Raw genomic sequence first — 19,863 nt, 5'->3', positions numbered from 1 at the left:
AACCAATGAAATTATTTGGATTAGGGGAATTTTATGAAGGATAGAATTAATTTTGCCGTGAAATGAGTAATATTAAGATAGGTCAGATCGTGTTGCCGGAATTTCCGTTGTTGCTGGCTCCTATGGAGGATGTTAGTGATCCTCCTTTTAGGGCTTTATGCAAAACTCAAGGTTGTGACATGATGTATACTGAGTTTATTTCTGTTGAAGGGCTTATAAGGGATGCGGAAAAAAGTGTTAGAAAATTAGATATTTATGAAGAGGAGAGACCTATAGGTGTTCAAATTTTTGGAGCAGAGTATGATTCTATGATGAGGGCAGCCGAAATAGTAGAAGAAGCAAAACCTGAATTAATCGATATTAATTATGGATGCCCTGTTCAAAAAGTAGTTTGCAAATTAGCCGGAGCAGGTATTTTAAGAGATATCCCTAAGATGGTAAGACTTACTGAAGCTGTAGTAAAATCTACTCATCTTCCTGTTACAGTAAAAACAAGGCTTGGTTGGGATGAAAATTCTATATTTATCGAAGAAGTAGCAGAAAGGCTTCAGGATATTGGTATTAAAGCTCTAACAATACATGCCAGAACACGGGCCCAAATGTATAAAGGTCATTCCGATTGGAGTTGGATATCTAAGGTGAAAAATAACCCAAGAATTCATATTCCAATTTTTGGTAATGGGGACATAGATTCTCCACAAAAAGCCTTAGAATTTAAGAATAAGTATGATGTGGATGGAATCATGATTGGACGTGCAAGTATTGGCTATCCATGGATTTTCAGAGAAATAAAACACTTTTTTAAAACCGGTGAAATTCTTCCGCCTCCAGATCTGATAGAAAGGGTTGATGCAGCAGCCAATCATTTAAAAAATAGCATCCTATGGAAAGGGGAGAGGCTTGGCGTGTTGGAAATGCGAAGACACTACACAAACTATTTTAAAGGTCTTCCGGGAATTAAAGAATATAGAGCAAAATTGGTCACAGAATTGGAACCACCGATATTGTTTGAAATTCTTGAAAAAATTCAATCGGAATTTTCGGGAATACAAAGTCTTGAATTTGCGTAATGGATAATCAGTTAATTTTTAAACTGAATACAGCCGAACGAAAAATTTTAGATATAATTTCGGATTGTGGTCAACAATTAAACTATCCTGTCTTTGCTATAGGTGGTTTTGTAAGGGATCGGCTAATAGGAAGGCCTTCTAAAGATATTGATATCGTCTGCTTGGGGGATGGTATAAAGTTAGCTCAGGAAGTTGCGAGTAAATTTAGACCAATCCCAAACATCAATATTTATGAGCGATTTGGAACCGCCATGATCAGACATCATGACCTTGAAATTGAATTTGTTGGTGCCAGGAAAGAGTCTTATAGCAGCGAATCAAGAAAACCAACTGTCAGTCCGGGTACACTTCAAGATGATCAACTCAGAAGAGATTTTACCATTAATGCTATTTCTATAAGTCTGAATCAGGATAATTTTGGTGAGATTATTGATCCATTTAATGGACTCGAGGATTTGGAAAAAAAAATAATCAGAACTCCTGCGAATCCTGATATTACTTTTTCAGATGATCCTTTAAGGATGATGCGGGCTATACGATTTTCCACACAATTGGATTATGAAATAGAACCTCGTACATGGACAGGTATTTTGAATAATGCCAAGAGAATAAGAATTATTTCAAAGGAAAGAATTAGCGCTGAGCTGGAAAAAATTATCTTATGTCAGGTCCCTTCAATAGGTTTTGATAAATTGTTTAAATCTGGTTTATTAGAACTTTTTTTTCCTGAACTTTGTATGTTGCACGGTGTGGAATACCAAGATGGAAAAGGTCATAAAGACAATTTTTATCATACCTTACAAGTGCTGGATAATTTGTCCAAAAAGACAGATAAATTATGGTTAAGATGGGCTGCTATATTGCATGATATTGCTAAACCTCAGACAAAAAGGTATGATTCAGAACTTGGTTGGACATTTCATGGTCATGAAGCTTTAGGCGCTGCAATGCTGCCTAGGATATTCAAGAATTTGAGAATGCCCCTTGACCATAAGATGAAATATGTTCAGAAACTAGTTAGGTTACATCTGAGACCAATAGCACTTACCCAGGAACTCATTACTGATTCAGCTTTAAGAAGATTACTTTTCGATGCCGGTGAAGATTTGGAAGATCTTTTGATGCTTTGCGAAGCCGATATTACTTCTAAGAATTCAGATAAGGTTAAAAGATATTTAAATAATTATTCGAAGGTGCGGGAAAGGCTTTCAGAGGTTGAAGAAAAGGATAGAATTAGAGAATGGCAACCTCCGATCAGTGGAGAAGAAATAATGAAGACATTTAACCTCAAACCAGGAAAGGAAATAGGATTTATTAAGAATGCCATCAGGGAATCCATTCTGGATGGGATAATTCCTAATGCATATGAACCTGCCTTTCAATTAATGCTGGATAAGGCAAAAGAATTGGGTTTAACAAAAGCTATCTGATTATTATTTTGGATTGAGTTCGCCCACTATCATACGATTGGTTTTAGGTTCAATTCTAAAACCAAAGGATTTACCTTTATTTACAAAATTTGTTTTTGCATTACCTGCATTCCCATTATATTCAACTTGAAACGCTAAACGACTGAGTTTATCCCCATCATATTTTAACTCTGTGTACTTCAGTTCTATGCCAGAATTTTTTAATACTTTCTGCAGGGAATCTAATAAATTTTTATTCATTTTTCTTCCGAACTGCAACTCAATGATCTCGTCATTCTGAGTAAACGAGTAAGGTTTATACTCGAATGTACAAGCTATCAAGAAGCAAAGTAGTAAGAGACCCTTGAATGTCGTTTTAAACATCCTTTTGTTCAGGGTTTGCTTCATTTGGCTTAGTTTCATTGTCGATAGAGTCCTGTACTTTATCTCTTGTTGATGTATACATTTCTCCAGCTTTATCGGCTAAGTCCTTGGCTGTATTTTCTACTTTTTCGCCAATATTCTGGGCAAGATCCTTTGTTTTGTCCCAAACCTGATCTGCAACCTCAGAGGCCTTTTTATAGGTTTCAGATTCCTTTATTTCTTGAATGGTTTCAACAACTTCATCTTTTGCCTCACTCACCCATTCCTTGGCCTTTTGATAACCTTCTGAAGCCTCAGTCTTTGCCTCTTCAAATTCTTCTTTAGCCTTATCGGCAAAAGATTGTGCCATTTCATTAGCTTTTTTGAAAGTTTCAGATTCTTTAATTTCTCCGATGGTTTCTTTAATTTCTTCTTTTGCCCTCGCTGCAAGATCTTCGGCCTTATCCTTTACATTTACAGCTTGTTCTTTTGCGGTTCCAAAAAGATTTCCAAATAACTTCTTTAAAATACTCATTATCAATTGATTAGTGGTTAATTAATATTATTCATCTTTCGGTAATTCCAAGGTAGGTAATTTTGAAGATGGATTTGATTCTGAAATAGGGGATGCTCCTCCTGAGTTAGATTCTTTTTCTTGACTTTCTACCCATTTTTCCGCTTTGTCGAAGAATCCTTTGTGTTTTGTTTCCAAAGCCTCTCCAAAATCTGCTGGTTTATCAGCCAATCCATCTTGATTTAGATCAATTTTAGCTTCCTCAGCATCCATTGCCTTTGATTTTTCTATGGACTTGTCTATAAAACTTTCAACTTGCTCAAGTGTCTGATTCGCTTTTTGCTTTAATTTTTCTCGAACTTCCTTGGTATTATCATCCAGCTCATGAACTTTTTCTTTAAGTTCATTCCAAAGATAGGAACCCTGATCCGCGACTTCTTTTCCTGTTTCTTGGATAAATTCTTTTGCTTTGGTTCCCAAATCTGTATTATCTAACTCAACATCATGCTTAATTTCTTCTTTTGAATTTAGTTCAAACTTTTCATAAGTATCGGCTTTTGTATTCCTGACTGGATTTTGGCTTGGGACAAAATCCGAATCAGGTTTTTCAAACCACTTTCTAAACCAATTGACTAAACCCATTTTAACTAAATTGATTATTACAAAGTTAATACTATTGAGGGATATTTTTATTAAAAAAACACCCTAATCCTTTTCCCATAATTTATATTATGTTAAGTTGATTTGATGGTTCAAATACTCCTGACTACTTCAACCAGGCATTCCCCAATTTTGTCAGCAGATTCGAATTTACCTATTTGATGAACAGGAATATTCTCCCTTTTCAAAAATTCTTCAAAATGATTTTGATGCAGAGGATCTATCACAATCAATAATCCGCCACTGGTCTGAGGATCGGCTAAAATTTTAAACCACGAGTTGTCTTCAAGTCGGATTTTATGTCCATAAGAACTCCAATTCCGGTGGGTCCCTCCAGGTATCGCCCCTTCTTCAATATATTGCCATACACAAGGATCTAGAAAAGGCAACTTAACATAATCAATTCTGGCTTTTAAAGAGGAAGCCTCGCAAATTTCTAATAAATGTCCGCACAATCCAAACCCGGTTACGTCGGTCATAGAGTGTACAAATTTTTGATTACCTAATTTTTCGCCAACATTATTTAACTTTAGCATTGAAATTTTGGCAATATCTCGATGTTCTTCTTTAAGAATTGATTTCTTCTCTGCCGTGGTTAATATTCCTACCCCAAGTCCTTTTGTCAAATAAATTAAGTCTCCCGCTTTTGCACCGGAATTCATTTTTATGCTTTCCACTTGAATCTCACCGGATACAGCCAAGCCAAAAATTGGTTCAATGGAATCAATACTATGTCCCCCGGCCAATGGGATTCCAGCTTCAGAACAAATTGCTCTGGCGCCTTCAATAACCTTTCTTGCATATTCTATTGGTATTTTGTCAACCGGCCATGCAAGTATTGCAATAGCCATAAGGGGTTTGCCGCCCATTGCATATACATCGCTTATTGCGTTTACAGACGCTATTCGTCCAAAGTCAAATGCATCATCCACAATAGGCATAAAGAAGTCTGTAGTACTTATCATCGCTTTTCCATTTCCAAGATCAAATACAGCAGCATCATCTTTTTGATGGTAACCAACCAACAAATCAGGAAAAAAAATTTTATTTTCAGATTTTAAAATCTCATCCAAAATTGCAGGACTGATTTTACACCCACAACCAGCCCCATGACTAAATTGAGTTAGACGAAAAGTATTCATGTATATTTATTTGATTTTTGAATTGTACAAGAGAATCACAAATATTATTCACATCATCGTTCTCAATTTTTAGCTTAAATACCATGGAGGAAATTTTCTTATTCAAGCCATAATCGTAAAACTTATCATAATAATCCAGCCCAATCTTTGCAGCTTCTTCTATTTGATTATTCTGAATATGCTTGATTGCTTGATCAGTTGCCATATGGCCAAGCCTTTTTCTTATTTTTTCAAAAGAAAGAATTAAGTCCGGACCATTATTAAAATTATAAGTAGAAAGAATGTGGTTCAATCGAATGTTATAATCTACTTCTAAATGAAACAAAATACCCTTCTGAATTTGGTTCCATATTGAATTTGGTATGTAAACTTTTCCAATTGTCTTGGATTCATTTTCACACCAAATAGGTTTTTCTGAATTGTAAGTAATAAGTTTTTCAAATAAGAGATTTTCAAATTGCTCAGTACTGGGTTGTGCAGATTCATTAATCCAACCAAAGGCAGATCCTTTATGGCTGGCAAGGCTTTCTAAATCGATAACTTGTTCTGATTGATTTGAAAGGTGGGTTAAAACCTTTGATTTCATAGAACCAGTCTTTCCTCCTAAAACAAAAAACTTCCAGTCAGGTTGATCAAAAATCTTGTGTGCCAGGGTCCTGTAAGCCTTATAACCACCCATAAGCAATTTAATTTCAAATCCTGCATTGGATAGTAACCAAGCCAAACTTGAGCTTCTTTTTCCACCTCTCCAGCAATGCATTAAAAAAGTTCCATTTACATTAAGATCCTCAGCTCTCAAAACAAAATTGGACAATCTGGGGCCTACCATCTCTAACCCAGTCATTAAGGCCAATCTGGCACCACTTTTCTTATACGTAGTACCTATTATACTTCGTTCTTCATCTGAAAATAATGGAAAATTTATGGCATCAGGAATATGACCACAGTTGTATTCAGATGGTGATCTGACATCTAAAACCGGATGACTCTTTTTAAGTGATACAAAATTCTCTGCATTTATTAGTTCAATCGACATCTGTTTTTATTCAAAAACCAAGGCCTGCCCCACCCATTTTATGAGTAAATTCCTCAAGGGTCATTTCTTTATAACCAGATGTGGGAACTTCAAAAATACTTGAATTTACATTTTTGTCTATTTCTTTAGCGGTAACTAATATTTTCATTGTTGCCATATCTAAGGTGTATTCCAGCGGAAATCCACCAAAACTAATTTCATCGGCTTCTTTGATGATGCTGTGCGGGCTGTTAATTTGGTCCGTTATGTAACATGTAATTAAGACTTTTTGTCCATTGTTCTCAATGGCTGCTGTAGCTTTATAGCAGTCATAACCTTGTATTTTTTTACGATCTTTCTTATCCAATGTTACCTTTGGGCTTAATTTTGGACTGTCTGAATCTTTTCTTTTAGAATCCTGAATCTTTTGATCGTCTAGTTTAATTTTAAACTTCTGACCCATCATTTCCTGCAACATGATGCTTTTATTCATCTGCTTATCATAAAACATCTTTGTAACAACCATTCCACCCATCATACTCATATCTACTCTTTGCTTCCATTCAGTAAAATAAACATCCATTATAGAATTTCCCATTAAGGCGGCCATTTGCTTCATTTCCTCCTGGCCATCAGCATTAAGAGACATTTCGTATTTAATATGTGCAGTTTGTATAGGTTGAGCTAACCCTGTGAATGAAAACGAAATAGCGCAAATAAACCAACTGAGAAAATTTAAATTATTCATATTTTGTTTTTATAATGTTTAATAACGATTTGTATATTGTTTAAGTATAAAATAATGGTTTTATATGCCCCAATTATCTCGATATTTATAAACCAATTTTGCCAGATTCAAAGTATCAGGCAACGCACGGTGACGCTGTCCTTCAAATTCTAATCCATTCTTTTGCAAAACTTTTTCTAAACTCATAAGTTTCTTTAAATCTTTGTTTTTGTGATATTGGGACTTTATATCAATATAAGGAATTAGCCAATCAGTTTCAATATTATGTAGTTGGCAGTCAGTTAAAATCATTTTATAATCCGCACTCCCCCATGCACAAAATCCATAATTTTCATCTGGAATTTCTGCCCAATCGAAAAAACGATCTAAAACTTCAGGAAAGGTCTTTGCTTTATTGATTTCAGACTGATCAATCTGGGTCAAATTCTTACAGTAAGGGGATAAAAATTTATGAATATTTGGTTTTACAAGACTGGTAAAAGTGGATTCAATCTCCCCATAATGGTTCATAATACACGCTCCAATTTCTATAATTTCCTGTTGATATAAATGACTAACATGTGATTCCCAACATGTTGCTTCCAAGTCAAAAATTAAAAACTTCATTCAAAAAGCAGGACTAAATTTGAAGATTAATATTTTCCCATTGAATTAAGTCCTCAATTTCAAGATTAGCCAATTTGTTGGAATAAAACAACAATGCCAAATAATCTTCACTTACCAACCTGGCATGCTCATCTCTCTTTAAAGGCCTTTTGCTATGATAAACACCCAATTCATTAATGCCTTTGTCAATTAAAAGATCTATGTCCACCTGAATTTCTTCTGATTTTATTAGTCTCCCCTGTTCAGATAAGTCATTTAGTATTCGTTTTATTTCAATGCATAATTGCCTGAATCCAATTTCAGGAAAACACATTTCCTCTTCAGGCAACTGAACCAAATTATAAATATCCTGACCTGGATTTAGCTTGGATAGTAGTCTAAATGCCGCAAAGGCAACCAGATGAGAAGGTAGTATATAATTATATTTTTTATATTGCTCAATTATCTTCTCAGACAATTCCTTTGTGTAAATACTTTCCCGTTGAGTGTCCCAAACTAATTTACCATTACGTAGAAAATAATCCCTTTGATTAATTATAGTTCCGGTTTGTGAAATGCTATCTCCTGAAACATTTACTGAATTGCCAAAGACATCCATGGGACTACCAAGTGTCATGTATACTTTAGATGATTTTTTTACAAACCTGTAAAGGAAAGTAATATATTGCCATAAGGAAAAAGAGGGTTCTCTTGTTGTGAATTTTTCTTGCCCCGTAGTCTTTAAGTGTTGTATGATAAGAGACCTAGCTTCAAGAACACTTTCATAGGAAAGTATAGCCGGTACCAAAATAATCTTCCTTTCGTTTTCTTGTTGAATTAAATTTCGCTGAGCCAATAACAATGAATTTAATAATCCAAGTTTTAAGCGGCTTTCCACTTCTCCTGACCGGGATCTTGTGCCACCTGGAAAAAAGATGGAGTGAACCCCCTCCATGGCAATGAGTTTTGAATAGGAACTAAGGGTTTGTAAATAAATTTGATTCTTTTTCCTACGGTCAACTTTATAAGCCCCTAGCCTATTCATAAAAAATGCAAAAAATTCTGAATCGAATAAATTTAATCCCGCACCATAAGAAAAAGCTGGCAAACCTGCCATTGCATCGACCATATACCCGACTAAAATAGAGTCTAGGTTGCTAGAATGAGTTGGCACTAAAATTATGGTGTGATCTAAACATAATTTCCTTACAGATTCCACTTCACCTTTAAGAATCATGGCTTCGGTAAGTCTTTTCTTCTTGCTACTTTGTGAAGAAAAAATGTTCCATCCGATTGGAAAAAACATACAAGTAAAAAACATCGTCAGCGCCTTTCTGGCAAAATAAAAGGTATTTACATTAAAGTGTCCGGAAATCTCTTCAGTATACCTTTTGATTAAACGAAATACAGATTCCCTTGTACGTTCATAGGTATTTCCTTCAGAATGATTATCATTGTATTCCTTTTGCAACTTTCTGAAAAATTGCATTTCGTTAGGAGGATCAGCTTTCCATGGATTTGATTTTATTCTCTGTTTTTCCTGATAAATTGTTTTGGCCAGGATCTGATCTAACTCTTCTTTTGAAAGGTTGTCAAAATGATTCAATACATCATTTTCAACAACATGTACAAATTCTTTTCTTTTCTGACTTAATTTATATACTGGCCAATCTGAAATTTCCTTAAGAATATGTGGATATTGTTGATCCATTTACCCAATTTTTAAATTTTTCAAAAAATTATAATAATCAAAATTATTAAAACTAAATAAATTATTCCAATTGCTCACTTAAAGCTACGATTTTATCTAGTTCCAATAGAATTTCCTCTTTGCCTATTCGCTTTTCAACACTGGAAAGAATTCTTGGCGGAAGCACTTCCCATTTTTCTAATAGTTTATTTTCCCATGTCTCAATATTTTTCTTTAGTTCTAGTTTCTTACATCGATCTGATTTTGTAAAAATGATACAAAATGGAGTTTGTTCATCACCAAAAAAATTGATTTTTTCTAAATCGTTTTTTTGAATTGGAATAGAAATATCCACTAATAAAAAAACACAAACTAAATCTTTTCTTTCTTTTATGTAATGCTTGATTTGACCATCCCATTTTTCCTTCACGGACTTAGCAACTCTGGCAAAACCAAAACCGGGTAAATCAACAAAGGTCAACTCCTGATTGATTTGATATAAATTAAAACTTATTGTTTTTCCAGGTGTCGAGGAAGTTCGAGCTAAATCCTTACGGTCACAAAGATAATTGATCATAGAACTTTTTCCTACATTAGACCTGCCCCAAAAACAAAATTCAGGCTTATCAAAAATTGGTATTTTGGAGAATTTTGGAAATGATCCAAGAAACTGGACGTCTCTAATCTTCATTTAAAGTTAAGTTTATCTTAATGAAAGGTAAGGTATAAAAACTTGTGGTTCAATTGCGTTATTTTTGTAAAAATATAATTGTATGAAAAAATTGTTTTTTGCACTTATTCCCTTCTTATTTATTGAAAATCAATTAGATGCGCAATTTAATTTTGGATTAATAGGAGGAATTTCTAGTGTTGATATTAAACCCTCAACTTTAAATATTACAGACAAAAACAAGCTGGATTCTTTTTCTCTTGCTTTTGACAATGCTGACTATGGATTTCATTTTGGCGGCTTCGTCAGGATTTCCATTCAATCTTTTTATATCCAACCTGAATTGGTTTTCAATTCCAACAGAACAACTTTTAAGTACAAAAAATTCAAATCTGCACAATTCTATGATACATTATTTCTTAAAGAGCGTTACCAGTATCTTGATATTCCTTTGATGTTGGGATTAAAATTAGGGATTCTTAGGTTTAATGCAGGGCCTGTAGCGCATATTTTTATAAATAATAAATCAGAGCTTACTGATCTTAATGGTTATGAATCGAAATTTCAAACAGCAACTTTTGGGTATCAGATGGGAATTGGTTTCGATCTAAGTAAAATAATGTTTGATCTTAGGTATGAGGGAAACTTTACAAAATTTGGAGAGCATATTAATTTTAATGGAACTAAATATGCCTTTGACAAAGGCCCTTCAAGACTTATTGCAACACTGGGGCTCAAATTCTAATTATTTGATATTCTTGGATCAAAAAATCCATATAGAATATCTGTAATAATGTTTACAAATACAAAAATGATAACTGTTATTATGCAGCAACCTATAACCACAGGAATGTCAAATTGGTTAATCGCGGTTATTGTAAGCATTCCTAGCCCTTTATAATTAAAAACATATTCCACAAAAAATGCACCTGTAAGTAAGGATGCAAACCAGGAACTAATGGTAGTAAGGATAGGATTTATTGAATTGGGCAAGATGTGTTTGGTAAAGTACCCCCATTGGGATAGACCTTTAGCTCTGGCAGTTCTAACGTAATCTGATTCCATAACATCCAATATAGAAGCTCGTGACATTTGGCATATCATTGATATTGGCCTTATTCCTAAAGCAAGCGTTGGCAATATGAGGTTTTTAAGATGCAATCCAACTTCACCAAAATCATTGAATTCCCATAAACTGCCCTGGATGGATAGCCCCGTTAATGGTCCAAGAAAAAATGCAAAAATAACTGCACAAAGTATTGCTGATATATAACTAGGAATTGCATATAAAAAAGTACAAATTGCCAAAATTATCTTGTCTGCTAATTTTTGATTTTGTAATGCACACCACCAACCAAGAGATAGACCAAAAATTATAGCAATAAACATTGAGGTAAAAGCTAAGATTATAGTGCCTGGTAATGCCTCTGTAACTAAGTCCCAAACATCTTTTCCATTTGTATAAGATTTCCTGAAATACGGATATTTGACTATAAGTCGGTGAGAATATGATTTGTGGATGATCTTATATTCATAGTCCTCCAATCTGTTATCATTTAATGAAACCCACTGAATTGGACTTAAATCTTCAAAGTAGTGAAAGACCTGTAGACCAATACCTTTGTCTAGAAAATATTTCTTTTTAAAAGTATGGACGGTTTCTTCATCTGATCGTTGACCAAAACTCATTCTGGCTGGATCTACCGGGGCGAAATATACAATAACGCAAACCAACGATGAGACTGATAAAACAGCTAAAATTCCTAGTATTATTCGCTTTATGATATAAAAAAACATAAAATCAGCTACTGGTACTAAAAATCATTATTTAATGTAATGATATTAATAATTGGGCTAAATTAGACATTATTTGGACAAAATCGTTTCCAATTCGATGTTTGATATTTGAATTTTTTTTTTTTAAATTTTGGTATTAGCATAAATCGTATAATTTTGTAAACTTTAATTCTAGATTTTGGAACAATACAGCTCATCCCAAAAATTAATCTCTCCAGATGTTTTAACTCAATTCAGAAAGTTGGATCTCAATTATTGGATGCATCCTGAAAAATTTATTGAATTTGTTAATCAACCTCCATCTTTTAAAAACATTCCAAATCAGATAAGTCAGAAAATTTTAAATTATACCAACAGAGATAATTGGTGTCAAATACTTAAAAAGCAATATTCTAAAATCGATCGATCTGATCCTATACATGCACAAATAAATAAATTCCAAAGTGAGAGTACCTTCGCTGTAACATGTGCTCATCAGCCGTGTCTGTTGGGAGGGCCTTTGTATTGGTGGATTAAGATAGCACATACCATTAAAATTGCCAGAGAGTTAAATATTCAATATCCTCAATATCATTTCATTCCTGTCTATTACTCCGGAAATGAAGATCATGATTTTGATGAAATTAATCATCTTTGGATCTTTAATAAGAAGTTAGCTTGGAACACTTTGCAAACAGGTCCTGTAGGCAGAATGAGTTTGGATGGAATGAATGAATTGTTTGAAGAAATTCTATCCTTTTTTACCAATGACGAAGAGGCAAAAAAGCTAATATGTTCGATTCAGGCTTTGAAGGAAGAGGCTGAGTGTTATGAGGGATTTATGATGCATTTTGTACATTTTCTTTTTGGCTCTTATGGGCTTGTTTACTTTAATCCCGATCAAGTAGAGGCAAAAAAAATATTGATCCCGATTTTGTCAAAAGAGCTTACAGAACATATGGTATTGGAGCATACTTCAAGTAAAATTAAAGGCTTAGAATCATTAACCTACCCTATTCAGGCTAATCCCAGGGATATAAACATATTTTATTTAGCACCACAGTACAGAAGTAGAATAGTTTTAGAAAATAAAATATTTTCTACAATTGATAAAAAGTATAATTGGACAAGTCAGGAAATATTGGAAGAGTTAAATAGTAATCCTGAAAATTTCAGTCCTAATGTATTAATTCGGCCATTATTTCAAGAAACCCTATTACCAAATTTAATGTTCATTGGTGGAGGTGCTGAGATAGCATATTGGTTGCAGCTTAAAGATATATTCGCCTATTGTACAATCACTTTTCCAATGCTAAAAAGAAGGGCTTCGGTAGTTTTAATTGGTGAAAATGCACAAAATAAAATTGCTAATCTCGGGTTAAATAACTTTGACTTTCTAGAGCCTATTTCTCAAATAGAAGAAAAATTGATCAAACTGAAATCAAACTTTCCCCAGGAACTCGAATTAATTGGAAATGAAATATCCCTGGGATATGAAAAATTGATTCAACTTTCAAAAAATATAATTAAGGGCGATAATACAGGCTTATTGGCTGAAATAAAAAAAATGGAAAACATCCTGGATAAACTTTTACATAAATTGCAAAAGGATGAAAAGTTGAAATTCGAAACTGATCTAACCAAAGTGCAAAAAATAAAAGAATCACTTTTTCCTGATAATAACCTTCAAGAAAGAAAGGAATCAGGATTTCAATATTTTATGCAATATGGTTGGTCATTTATTGATGAGTTAATTGAAAAGCTTCCTGGTGACAATGACTCACTTGTAGTGCTTTTAGAGAAATAGCTGCTATTAATTAGTGAATAAAACGTCAATAATGTATATTATAATGTTCTTCTGCAATAATTTTGTATCCATACTTGTGTTATTGTATGGATTCTAAAATTAAAACAGATATCTTGATTATTGGTGCTGGCCCTTGTGGCTTATTTACTGTATTTGAAGCGGGACTACTCAATTTGAAATGTCATTTGGTAGACTCACTGGGAGGTCCAGGCGGCCAGCTGAATGAAATATACCCTAAAAAACCAATTTATGATATTCCTGGTTATCCCGAAATACTTGCATCAGATTTGGTTAATAATTTAATAAAACAAATTGAACCTTTCAAACCTAATTTTACTTTTGGAGAAACAGCTACTTTAATTAAGAAACTTGAAAATCATAGTTTCGAAGTTACAACTAATAAAGGGACAGTTTTAGAGGCTCCTGTTGTTGCTATTGCAGGTGGTTTGGGTAGTTTTGAACCACGCAAACCAAACATCGACAAAATTGAGGACTTTGAAGATAGAGGTATAGACTACATAATCAGAGATCCGGAAAAGTATAGAAATAAGCGTTTGGTTATCTCTGGTGGTGGGGATTCTGCATTAGATTGGGCTCTTTATCTGGTAAATGTTGCCGCTTCTGTTACTTTGGTTCATAGACGAACAGAATTTAGAGGTGCACCTGAGTCTGTTCAAAAATTATTGGCCTATGTGCATGAAAACAAGATTCAATTATTGACAGAGTCTGAAGTGTTTGAATTGGATGGAGAAAATAAACTGGAAAGGGTCGTAATCAAAACCCCAACGTCTGATATGCTTACTCTAAGCTGTGATTATTTTATTCCTCTTTTTGGTCTGACTCCTAAATTAGGTCCCATTGCAGAGTGGGGATTAAATCTGGATAAGAATGCAATTGTAGTAAATACAACTGATTTTGGAACAAATATCGACGGAATTTTTGCCATAGGAGACGTCAATACTTATCCTGGAAAACTAAAGCTGATTCTATGTGGTTTTCATGAGGCTGCCTTAATGGTGCAATCTGCTTTTAAAATCGTAAACGGAGGGAAAAAGCCCAGTTTTAAATATACAACTGTCACGGGAATAAATCGGTTTGAATAATTTATTATATAGATGGAAGAATTAGAGATTATTATAGTTGACAGAGAAAATTTAGAACATGCATTAAATATTCCAACAAAAAGTGGTTTGAATTTAATGGAATTATGTAAAGCCGCTGACCTGCCAGTGGATGGGACATGTGGTGGAATGGCTTTGTGTGGATCATGTCATGTGTTAATACTTTCAAACCATACATTACCACTAATGAATGATGAAGAAGCTTTAATGCTGGATCAACTTCCTTTATCTACTAATAACAGCCGTTTAGCTTGTCAGATTAAATTAAATGATGAAACCAATCATCTAAAAGTAAAGCTTGCACCACTTTAAACTATGAAAGGGGTACATTCAAAAGCTTATCTGGCTTTAATTCTAACTTGTCTAATCTGGGGAACAACTTATCTCGTAAATAAATTGGGGGTAACAAGGATTCCGCCTTTTTTTTTTACCTCTGTAAGACAGATCGTTTCAGGTACGATAATTTTAGTTTATATTTTTTTGATTAAGAGAGCACCATTGCCATCAAAAAAATACATTTTATTTCAAGTCTTGCTTGCATTCCTATTAATTACATTAGGTAATGGAATAGGTACTTATGGCTTAAGCTATATTGATAGCGGAATTTCAGCTATCCTGGCTTCGCTTTCACCAATCATTATTGCATTGCTCACCATTTATTTTAGACCATCTGATCAATTGAGTTCATTAGGTTGGTTTGGTATTTTTCTTGGTTTTGTTGGACTAATCTTTATTTGTTTTGATAAATTTTCATGGCCGATTGGTCAGAACACGACAGCTATAGGATTTATCCTAACCATTGTATCAGTCGGTGCCTGGGGTGTAGGATCTGTAATTAGCAAAACTAAAACTTATCCCTACTCCCCTCTTATGGCCGCAGGTTTCCAAATGTTTTTTGGTGGATTACCAATGGCGTTTTTATGTGTTTCCTTTGAGGAACTTTCGAATTTTTCCTTAACCAAGGAGATGTTTTATATTTGGTTATACTTGATCGTTATGGGTTCGCTGGTGGCATACAGTTGTTATATCTATGCGCTCAGACATTTACCAGCTACAGTAGTCAGTATTCAAAGTTATATCAATCCAATAATTGCCATGTTTCTTGGGTACTTTATTTTGAACGAACCATTCACCTACAGAATTATATATGGAGCGATATTTACACTTTTTGGAGTTTTTATTTTAAATTATTCAGAGTATCGAAAGCATAAAGCTTAAAAATTAACTCATCAATTGTATTTTTTTAAGTATTTCTGTTAGTATCCGGGATTTTATTTCTTCAGCAATCTTAGGGTTTACTTGATTTAACTTGAACTGAATTTTATATCTAAAATCATCTTTATTAATCGCAGTAATTTTCAATTTTTCTGAATTTGGATCAAGATAATTTTTATAATCAACAAAAGTTTTATCCATTGTCCTCTTTAACTCGTCTAAAGTAACGTCATTATCTGTAGGTATTGAAAATTCAACATTATATTTTCGAATTTCCTTTTGAGTATAATTTACAATATCTGAAAAATATGCTTTTGAATTAGGGATATATATAATGTCATCATCTTCATTATGCAAAATGATCTTATATATATTAATATCCATTACCCGACCCTTATAATCGCCTATTCGTACATAATCTCCTAATGCAATATCCTTTGAAAAAGAAAGTAAAATGCCGGTCAAAATATCACTTACCAAATCTTTGGATATTATCGCTATAGCTGCAGCCACTATGGATAAAGCTGTTAAAAATTTAGAAAATTCAATACCAAAGAAACCAACTATCATTACGATAATAGCCAAGGTTGTCAAAAGGTAATATATATTCTGGAGACCTACAATAACATTGTCCGAGTACTTATGCCCCAATTTTTTTCTTTTTCTATAAACAAATTGGTTAAATCTGACAATTAGATTAATAGATAACCAAAAGAGAAGAAATTGATGCATAGATTTAATTACTGGGGAGTAAAATAAATCAGGCAACCTAAATGCATCATAGACACCTTCCTTCGAAACCAATAAAAGGAATAGTAAAAATATTTTAAAAATAAACTTTACAATTTCCATCTTAAGTAATGATTATAAAAAATTCCAATAAACAAATAGAAGTTTGAAGCTGGTATTATAAATTATTTTTTCTTTTTGAACGGGTTCCATTCCTGAACCTTGTCCTTAATTTGTTCCACCTCTTTTTGTCCGCCTTCCTTTAATATTTTATCAGCCTCTTTCCCTAATTTTTCATTTAAAACATCTTTGCCTTTATTGAGCAAATTAGAATCCACATATTTTTCGGCTTCTTTTGCTGCTTTTTCCAATATTTTTTTCTTCTCTTCCTCTGTTTTCTTAGAAATTGCAACCCTTATACTATCTTCTATTCTTTTTGTCTCCTTTATAACTTTTTGCTTTTCCTTTTCTAACTCAGACTCAGCTTTTCGCATTAAAGAGTCCTTTGCCTTGTCTACGGCATCATTCATGGTATTTTTTGCTTCATCTTCTAGGCTTTTACCATCTGTGCCCAATAGTTTAAAATTAATCTTTGGATCTAATAGTTTTCCACTAAAATTTACTAAGACGTTCACGTTTTTTCCTATATCAAGGTTATAGCCTGTCTTTGAAGCTAGATTTTTAAGAAATGATATTCCTGTTTCAGCAGCAGAGCCTATAGAATTGTTCTGAAATTTTGATCTCGGAATTTTAAATGTAAAATCATAATCCATAGGTCCACTAATTTTGTGAGAACCAGAGAAAATCATTTCTACATCATTTACTTTTTTAGTGGCTGGCTTTAAATAAACTGATCCGTTTTCTATATTAAACCAGTTTTTTGTATTTTGGAGACTCACACTTTTTAATTCTTTTATATTTAGTCTCTCCGCTACTTGTTCCAATGGTTTATATCCTTTAATGACTCCGTCAAGGGTTTCAATTATCCCATTTACATTCAATGAAGCGAAATCCGGCATCATGTCTTTATTCATATTTCCAGAAAAAACTATGGATGAATTAAAACTCCCTTCAATAAATTTTGCTATTGGTGCCAGAATTTTAAAACTAACTATGGATTCGTAAGCCTTAGAGAATTTCAATTTAGTCATGTCGTATTTCATGTCAAAATGTGGTTTTTGTGGGTTTGAAGTATTGTAAATTCCATTCAAAACCATATTGCCTCCAAGCGTTGATGTCTGAAAATTATGAATCTGCATTTCATTATCCAATATTTCTATTAATCCCTTAGCCTTATCCAGTTGCCATTTATCGTACACCAATGTGCCAATATCAAACAATAAATCTAAATCCATATTTTCTGGAACTACAAACGGCTCAGATGTAGGTTCGCCATTTGATACTGAATTTCCTTGCGGAGCTTCATCACCCATAAATGAAACTAAATCAAATCTATTTCCATTAATTTGTAGAGATCCTTTCAATGTCTTGTTTTGCATGGCATATGCCATAGGTGATTCCAAAACGCCTGTAACACTCATTGGGTTATTGTTAACTGAAATTTTTAATGAATGCAAAACTATCCTATCGCGTTTAAGTTCGCCGTCTAAATAGGCATTTTCAATTTTGTAAGAATCATAAACTATTTTATTATAGGTTCCAATAAATGATATTTCTAATTTGTGAATTAAATCAAGAACAAAAGATGAGGTGTCAGGAATCGCATAGATATTATTTTTCTGATCACCTATAGGGGCATTTTCTTCCATCCATTCATTGACATCTAAGTATTTTCCGTTAAAGCTAATCTTTCCTGTGCTGTAGCCTTTATCAATTATGAGTGCAAATGGATTTGTCAGTATACCATTTAATTCTATATCACTTTTGCCAAATAAAATCTTACTTTGTTTAATTACACAAGAACTATTATCAAATTGCAATTCCATATTTGGGATACCAATACTTGGCATGGATGGGTCTTTATAGATCAGTGAATTTATCTTAAGAAATCCTGCCACCTTCATTTTATCATAAGTTGCTTGATCAATCATTTGTTTGTCTAAATCAAAATTAAAATCACAGTCTAACTTGCCACTTAATTGGACTTGTTCATCTAAGGGCATGAACTTCTTATAATCATCCAATGAAAATACTCCTTTTATTTCACCCAAAAAGTGTGTATTTCCCATTAGTTGATCTAGGAACAGAAAACCATGAATTGGATTTTTATTTAATTCAAAGTTGAAAGGATTGATCTTAATATATGCCTTATCCATATCCGGTCCCCTATTGGATGTTGTTAAATCCATGTTTACTTTTTCTAAAGAAACTGACATCCCTGGGTATTGAATTCCACCGTTGATAACTTTTATCATAAAATCCCAATCCGGGAAGACATTTTGCTTGGTATTAAGTATTCCTGCTATTTTTCCTTTTAAATTAAAATGTCCGGTGGATTGTAGGTCTTTGAAATCTCCCTTATACGCATTTGGAATAAGTGAAAATAACTCTTTGAATTCTGTCCCTGGGCTTTCTATACTTAAATTTAAACTATTTGAACCATCAACATTTAATTTTAAGTTTCCATTTATGAGGACTTTTAAAGCATTTATGGAAAAATCACCCTTTTGGATTGAATATATGGAACTGTCCTGATCAATTTCTAAGTCCAATTCTGAAAGAATTTTACAATTTCTGAGCAAAGTCAAGTTTGAAGAAATATAAGATAGAGCTTCGATATTTGTTTTGGTTTTTAAGCTTACCAGATTGTTTTTAAAATTTCCACTTCCAGCATGATTAAAATTTTTAGCTTCTACACTTATTCTATTCAGTCTATCGTCTAAAACTATTTCACCCGACTTTATTTCGTAATGATCTAAAATTAGTCTTAATGGACTTTCATTTTGTTTTTCAACATTTGGGTCTGATTTTAGTAAATTGAAATTGGCAGTTGAGTCAGGGAAGGAAATTAAATTAATCTCGGGTTTAATTAAATAAAATGCTTTTATGGTTAAAACTTCACTTTTAGAAATAACATTCCAAAAATCAAAATCCAGATCCAATTTTTCAGATCTAAATAACATCGTTGTATCCTGATGTTCATAAGATAGTATTACAGGGTTTTCAATACTAAGGCTTAATCTGGGAAAGTGCTTTAAAATTGAAAGTGAAATATCCGCAAAATCAAAATTTCCATTAATCTCCTGGTTTATACCTTGTTTCAATTTTTCCTTAATTTCCTTTTTATACAAGACGGGAACTAGAATTGTCAATAGGATTATCACCAAAACAAAAATACCTATCAATCTTAAAAACCACTTTAGTTTACTGTTCATACGGATACTTTAAA

General features: G+C 33.2%; 19 protein-coding genes. 7 read left to right on the top strand and 12 right to left on the bottom strand.

Annotated features, from left to right (window positions below):
• Positions 1-62: 62 nt before the first annotated feature.
• Positions 63-1,070 carry a tRNA dihydrouridine synthase DusB gene (dusB, locus tag IPJ83_12100; GenBank protein MBK7881289.1) on the top strand — a complete coding sequence of 336 codons (1,008 nt, stop codon included), beginning with the start codon at positions 63-65 and terminating at the stop codon, positions 1,068-1,070.
• Complete coding sequence (locus tag IPJ83_12095; protein MBK7881288.1) at positions 1,070-2,500, top strand: HD domain-containing protein; 1,431 nt, start codon at positions 1,070-1,072, stop codon at positions 2,498-2,500. The genes dusB and IPJ83_12095 overlap by 1 nt, the downstream gene beginning before the upstream one ends.
• A gap of 3 nt (positions 2,501-2,503) precedes the next feature.
• Here the strand turns inward: IPJ83_12095 and IPJ83_12090 are convergent, their stop codons facing one another.
• The 9 genes from IPJ83_12090 to IPJ83_12050 all read right to left on the bottom strand — a co-directional run bounded on the left by IPJ83_12090 (position 2,504) and on the right by IPJ83_12050 (position 9,887).
• Entirely contained in the window at positions 2,504-2,740 is a 237-nt protein-coding gene (locus IPJ83_12090) for a hypothetical protein (GenBank protein MBK7881287.1), read from the bottom strand.
• A gap of 115 nt (positions 2,741-2,855) precedes the next feature.
• Positions 2,856-3,377, bottom strand: coding sequence for a hypothetical protein (locus IPJ83_12085; protein ID MBK7881286.1), 522 nt, complete (start codon positions 3,375-3,377; stop codon positions 2,856-2,858).
• 27 nt (positions 3,378-3,404) lie between these two features.
• Entirely contained in the window at positions 3,405-3,998 is a 594-nt protein-coding gene (locus tag IPJ83_12080) for a hypothetical protein (protein ID MBK7881285.1), read from the bottom strand.
• A gap of 110 nt (positions 3,999-4,108) precedes the next feature.
• Positions 4,109-5,158, bottom strand: a complete 1,050-nt coding sequence (gene selD / locus IPJ83_12075) for a selenide, water dikinase SelD (GenBank protein ID MBK7881284.1) — start codon at positions 5,156-5,158, stop codon at positions 4,109-4,111.
• Complete coding sequence (gene mnmH / locus IPJ83_12070; protein MBK7881283.1) at positions 5,130-6,194, bottom strand: tRNA 2-selenouridine(34) synthase MnmH; 1,065 nt, start codon at positions 6,192-6,194, stop codon at positions 5,130-5,132. The genes selD and mnmH overlap by 29 nt, the downstream gene beginning before the upstream one ends.
• Before the next feature lie 10 nt (positions 6,195-6,204).
• Positions 6,205-6,921 carry a DUF4412 domain-containing protein gene (locus IPJ83_12065; protein MBK7881282.1) on the bottom strand — a complete coding sequence of 239 codons (717 nt, stop codon included), beginning with the start codon at positions 6,919-6,921 and terminating at the stop codon, positions 6,205-6,207.
• Between the two features lie 60 nt (positions 6,922-6,981).
• On the bottom strand, positions 6,982-7,527 hold the full coding sequence (locus tag IPJ83_12060; protein ID MBK7881281.1) for an exonuclease domain-containing protein: 546 nt from the start codon (positions 7,525-7,527) through the stop codon (positions 6,982-6,984).
• A gap of 13 nt (positions 7,528-7,540) precedes the next feature.
• Positions 7,541-9,217: a 1-acyl-sn-glycerol-3-phosphate acyltransferase gene (locus IPJ83_12055; protein ID MBK7881280.1), complete on the bottom strand. Its 1,677-nt coding sequence runs from the start codon at positions 9,215-9,217 to the stop codon at positions 7,541-7,543.
• 61 nt (positions 9,218-9,278) lie between these two features.
• The gene (locus tag IPJ83_12050; protein ID MBK7881279.1) at positions 9,279-9,887 is read right to left on the bottom strand and encodes a YihA family ribosome biogenesis GTP-binding protein; all 609 of its coding nucleotides are present in this window, start codon (positions 9,885-9,887) and stop codon (positions 9,279-9,281) included.
• 82 nt (positions 9,888-9,969) lie between these two features.
• Here IPJ83_12050 and IPJ83_12045 point away from each other — a divergent pair, with 82 nt between their 5' ends.
• Complete coding sequence (locus tag IPJ83_12045) at positions 9,970-10,611, top strand: PorT family protein (protein MBK7881278.1); 642 nt, start codon at positions 9,970-9,972, stop codon at positions 10,609-10,611.
• Here the strand turns inward: IPJ83_12045 and IPJ83_12040 are convergent.
• Positions 10,608-11,555 carry an ABC transporter permease gene (locus tag IPJ83_12040; GenBank protein ID MBK7881277.1) on the bottom strand — a complete coding sequence of 316 codons (948 nt, stop codon included), beginning with the start codon at positions 11,553-11,555 and terminating at the stop codon, positions 10,608-10,610. The genes IPJ83_12045 and IPJ83_12040 overlap by 4 nt on opposite strands.
• Positions 11,556-11,841: 286 nt before the next feature.
• Here IPJ83_12040 and bshC point away from each other — a divergent pair, with 286 nt between their 5' ends.
• The 4 genes from bshC to IPJ83_12020 all read left to right on the top strand — a co-directional run bounded on the left by bshC (position 11,842) and on the right by IPJ83_12020 (position 15,788).
• On the top strand, positions 11,842-13,449 hold the full coding sequence (gene bshC / locus IPJ83_12035) for a bacillithiol biosynthesis cysteine-adding enzyme BshC (GenBank protein ID MBK7881276.1): 1,608 nt from the start codon (positions 11,842-11,844) through the stop codon (positions 13,447-13,449).
• Between the two features lie 86 nt (positions 13,450-13,535).
• Positions 13,536-14,552 (top strand): NAD(P)/FAD-dependent oxidoreductase, encoded by a 1,017-nt coding sequence (locus IPJ83_12030; protein ID MBK7881275.1) that lies wholly within the window; start codon positions 13,536-13,538, stop codon positions 14,550-14,552.
• Between the two features lie 12 nt (positions 14,553-14,564).
• A complete protein-coding gene (locus IPJ83_12025) occupies positions 14,565-14,882 on the top strand; it encodes a 2Fe-2S iron-sulfur cluster binding domain-containing protein (protein ID MBK7881274.1) in 318 nt (105 codons plus the stop codon).
• Between the two features lie 3 nt (positions 14,883-14,885).
• Complete coding sequence (locus IPJ83_12020) at positions 14,886-15,788, top strand: EamA family transporter (protein MBK7881273.1); 903 nt, start codon at positions 14,886-14,888, stop codon at positions 15,786-15,788.
• A gap of 3 nt (positions 15,789-15,791) precedes the next feature.
• Here IPJ83_12020 and IPJ83_12015 read toward each other — a convergent pair whose 3' ends face one another.
• Together IPJ83_12015 and IPJ83_12010 are read right to left on the bottom strand one after the other, a co-directional pair.
• Positions 15,792-16,637, bottom strand: coding sequence for a mechanosensitive ion channel (locus tag IPJ83_12015; GenBank protein MBK7881272.1), 846 nt, complete (start codon positions 16,635-16,637; stop codon positions 15,792-15,794).
• 62 nt (positions 16,638-16,699) lie between these two features.
• On the bottom strand, positions 16,700-19,849 hold the full coding sequence (locus IPJ83_12010; GenBank protein ID MBK7881271.1) for a hypothetical protein: 3,150 nt from the start codon (positions 19,847-19,849) through the stop codon (positions 16,700-16,702).
• Positions 19,850-19,863: the final 14 nt, after the last annotated feature.

This window comes from Candidatus Vicinibacter proximus (assembly GCA_016713905.1).
In the GTDB taxonomy this organism is placed as follows: Bacteria; Bacteroidota; Bacteroidia; order Chitinophagales; family Saprospiraceae; genus Vicinibacter; species Vicinibacter proximus.
This window is presented reverse-complemented; position numbering and strand designations above follow the sequence as displayed.

What these genes read in the sequence shown, in the direction of transcription:
- IPJ83_12025 (MBK7881274.1), top strand. Translation starts at nt 14,565, where the DNA reads ATGGAAGAATTAGAGATTATTATAGTTGACAGAGAAAATTTAGAACAT.
- IPJ83_12015 (MBK7881272.1), bottom strand. Translation starts at nt 16,637, where the DNA reads ATGGAAATTGTAAAGTTTATTTTTAAAATATTTTTACTATTCCTTTTA.
- IPJ83_12010 (MBK7881271.1), bottom strand. Translation starts at nt 19,849, where the DNA reads ATGAACAGTAAACTAAAGTGGTTTTTAAGATTGATAGGTATTTTTGTT.
- IPJ83_12095 (MBK7881288.1), top strand. Translation starts at nt 1,070, where the DNA reads ATGGATAATCAGTTAATTTTTAAACTGAATACAGCCGAACGAAAAATT.
- IPJ83_12060 (MBK7881281.1), bottom strand. Translation starts at nt 7,527, where the DNA reads ATGAAGTTTTTAATTTTTGACTTGGAAGCAACATGTTGGGAATCACAT.
- IPJ83_12080 (MBK7881285.1), bottom strand. Translation starts at nt 3,998, where the DNA reads ATGGGTTTAGTCAATTGGTTTAGAAAGTGGTTTGAAAAACCTGATTCG.
- IPJ83_12055 (MBK7881280.1), bottom strand. Translation starts at nt 9,217, where the DNA reads ATGGATCAACAATATCCACATATTCTTAAGGAAATTTCAGATTGGCCA.
- dusB (MBK7881289.1), top strand. Translation starts at nt 63, where the DNA reads ATGAGTAATATTAAGATAGGTCAGATCGTGTTGCCGGAATTTCCGTTG.
- mnmH (MBK7881283.1), bottom strand. Translation starts at nt 6,194, where the DNA reads ATGTCGATTGAACTAATAAATGCAGAGAATTTTGTATCACTTAAAAAG.
- IPJ83_12085 (MBK7881286.1), bottom strand. Translation starts at nt 3,377, where the DNA reads ATGAGTATTTTAAAGAAGTTATTTGGAAATCTTTTTGGAACCGCAAAA.
- IPJ83_12045 (MBK7881278.1), top strand. Translation starts at nt 9,970, where the DNA reads ATGAAAAAATTGTTTTTTGCACTTATTCCCTTCTTATTTATTGAAAAT.
- IPJ83_12090 (MBK7881287.1), bottom strand. Translation starts at nt 2,740, where the DNA reads ATGAATAAAAATTTATTAGATTCCCTGCAGAAAGTATTAAAAAATTCT.
- IPJ83_12020 (MBK7881273.1), top strand. Translation starts at nt 14,886, where the DNA reads ATGAAAGGGGTACATTCAAAAGCTTATCTGGCTTTAATTCTAACTTGT.
- IPJ83_12040 (MBK7881277.1), bottom strand. Translation starts at nt 11,555, where the DNA reads ATGAGTTTTGGTCAACGATCAGATGAAGAAACCGTCCATACTTTTAAA.
- IPJ83_12050 (MBK7881279.1), bottom strand. Translation starts at nt 9,887, where the DNA reads ATGAAGATTAGAGACGTCCAGTTTCTTGGATCATTTCCAAAATTCTCC.
- IPJ83_12065 (MBK7881282.1), bottom strand. Translation starts at nt 6,921, where the DNA reads ATGAATAATTTAAATTTTCTCAGTTGGTTTATTTGCGCTATTTCGTTT.
- selD (MBK7881284.1), bottom strand. Translation starts at nt 5,158, where the DNA reads ATGAATACTTTTCGTCTAACTCAATTTAGTCATGGGGCTGGTTGTGGG.
- IPJ83_12030 (MBK7881275.1), top strand. Translation starts at nt 13,536, where the DNA reads ATGGATTCTAAAATTAAAACAGATATCTTGATTATTGGTGCTGGCCCT.